This window comes from Nesterenkonia aethiopica, assembly GCF_039534665.1.
Classification (GTDB): Bacteria; Actinomycetota; Actinomycetes; order Actinomycetales; family Micrococcaceae; genus Nesterenkonia; species Nesterenkonia aethiopica.
In genome coordinates this window covers 1-2,783 of sequence record NZ_BAAAVT010000036.1, presented here as the reverse complement: position 1 = coordinate 2,783, position 2,783 = coordinate 1, and the positions used below count along the sequence as shown (strand labels likewise).

Below are 2,783 nucleotides of genomic sequence, written 5' to 3'. Positions count from 1 at the left end.
TCCTGGGCTCAGGCATCGCCTCCTGTGGACCCAGAGGTCCCAGCATTGGGATCACAGAGCTGGTACTTCTCGATCGCTTCCTCCGCCAGGCCTGGGTCCAGGGTGTTCTCTTCGGCCAGCATCTGCAGAGCACGGATGACCATGGAATGAGCATCAATACGGAAATGCCTGCGCGCAGCAGCCCGGGTATCCGAGAACCCGAAATCATCAGCCCCCAGAGTCGCGAACCTGTTCGGGATGAACTGCCGGATCTGGTCCGGGACCTGCGTGGAATAATCCGTGGTCGCGATCACCGGACCCGAAGCCCCGGCCAGCTGTTCAGTGATGAACGGGGTCTGCGGCTCTCGAGATGGATCCAGCATCGCAGAAGCCTGTACCGCCAGCGCTTGGCGACGCAGCTCGTTCCACGAGGTCACTGACCACACATCAGCAGCCACCCCCCAATCAGCGGCCAGCAGCCGCTGAGCCTCCAACGCCCAGGGCACCGCGACCCCAGAAGCCATCAGCTGCACCACCGGAGCATCACCGGCCAGCTCCAGGCCATGCTCCCCACACCCCTGGGCCGCAGTGACCAATCGATAGATGCCCTTCTTCACACCAGTGACATCCAGGTCTTCCGGCTCAGGACGCTGAGTCACCGGCTCGTTATAGACGGTGAGGTAATACATCACATCATGATCCCCGGCATGATCCCCATACATCTCATAGAGACCCTGTTCGATGATATGAGCGATCTCGTACCCATAGGCCGGGTCATAATGCTTCACCGCTGGGTTGGTCCCGGCCAGGATCGGGGAATGCCCATCGAGATGCTGCAGCCCTTCACCGGCCAGCGTGGTCCGCCCGGCAGTGGCCCCGATGATGAAACCACGAGCCAGCTGATCCGCCGCAGCCCAGAACGAGTCCCCGGTGCGCTGGAACCCGAACATGGAGTAGAACACATAGACCGGGATCATCGGCTCACCATGAGTGGCGTAGCTGGTCCCAGCCGCAGTGAACGCCGCAGTGGCCCCGGCCTCATTGATCCCGGGATGCAGCAGCTGGCCCTGCGGAGATTCCTTATAGGCCAGCATCAGCTCCCGATCCACCGAGAGATAGTTCTGTCCCTTGGGGTTATAGATCTTCGCAGTCGGGAAGAAGGAATCCATCCCGAAGGTCCGGGACTCATCCGGAACGATCGGCACGATCCGATGCCCGATGTTCTTATCCCGCATCAGGTCCTTGAGCAGCCGCACGAACGCCATCGTGGTGGCCGCCTGCTGCTTGCCCGAGCCCTTCTTCGCCTGAGCATAGGTCTTCGCCCCCGGCAGGACCAGCGCGTCGGCCTCTACCCGGCGGGCCGGCAGCGCCCCGCCCAGCTCGGCCCGACGAGCCCGCAGATAAGCCATCTCCTCAGAGTCCTCACCCGGATGGTAATACGGCACCTGATACGGGTCGGCCTCGATCTGTTCATCAGTGATCGGGATCCGCAGAGTGTCTCGGAACCGCTTGAGGTCCTCGATGGTCAGCTTCTTCATCTGATGGGTCGCATTACGACCCTCGAAGCTGGGACCCAGCCCATAGCCCTTGATCGTCTGAGCCAGGATCACCGTGGGCTTGCCCGTGGTGGCCACTGCGGCCTGATACGCCGAGTAGACCTTCTGATAATCATGACCCCCACGCTTGAGGTTCCAGATCTCATCATCACTCATGTCCTCGACCATGGCCTTGGTCTTGGCCGACCGACCGAAGAAATGCTCCCGCACGAAGGCCCCGGACTCAGCCTTATAGGTCTGATAGTCCCCATCCAAGGTCTCATTCATGATCCGGACCAGCTCGCCATCATCATCACGGGCCAGCAGATCATCCCATTCCCGGCCCCAGAGCACCTTGATCACGTTCCATCCCGCTCCGCGGAAGAACGCCTCCAGCTCCTGGACGATCTTGCCATTGCCCCGGACCGGGCCATCCAAGCGCTGCAGATTGCAGTTGATCACGAAATGCAGATTGTCCAGCTTCTCATTGGCCGCATGCTGCAACAGCCCTCGCGACTCCGGCTCGTCCATCTCACCATCACCGAGGAACGCCCACACGTTCTGATCCGAGGTGTCCTTGATGCCGCGGTGATGCAGATACCTGTTGAACTGGGCCTGATAGATCGCGTTCATCGGCCCGATGCCCATCGAGACCGTGGGGAACTGCCAGAAATCTGGCATCAGACGGGGATGCGGATACGAACTCAGCCCTTCCGGGGCCCGGGAGATCTCCTGCCGGAACCCATCGAGCTGAGCCTCGGTGAGCCGGCCCTCGAGAAACGCGCGAGCATAGTTGCCCGGAGAGGAATGTCCTTGGAAGAACACCTGGTCCCCACCACCAGGATGATCCGCGCCGCGGAAGAAATGATTGAACCCGACCTCATAGAGCGTGGCCACTCCCGCATAGGAGGAGATATGACCACCCACCGCGACACCATCACGCTGAGCCCGGTGCACCATGATCGCCGCGTTCCACCGCAGGATCCGACGGAACCGGCGCTCCATCTCCTCATCCCCAGGAAACTCTGGCTCCTGATCCACCGGGATCGTGTTCACATAATCGGTGGTCGTGACCATCGGCACACCGATGGACTTCGCTCCAGCACGCTGGAGCAAGGTACGGATCATATACTCCGCACGCTCGGTGCCATGGACCTCCACCAACTGATCAAAAGACTCCAACCATTCCTGAGTCTCCTCCGGATCCACATCCGGCAACTGGTTGGTCAGACCGCTGCGAATATGTGAGATCTCTTCACCAGCGCTCAC

Annotated in this window: 1 protein-coding gene; it reads right to left on the bottom strand. The window is 60.9% G+C overall.

The window, feature by feature from the left end:
* Nucleotides 1-8: 8 nt before the first annotated feature.
* The coding region (gene aceE / locus ABD658_RS15210) for a pyruvate dehydrogenase (acetyl-transferring), homodimeric type (protein WP_344744952.1) at nt 9-2,783 on the bottom strand (2,775 nt) is incomplete at its 5' end.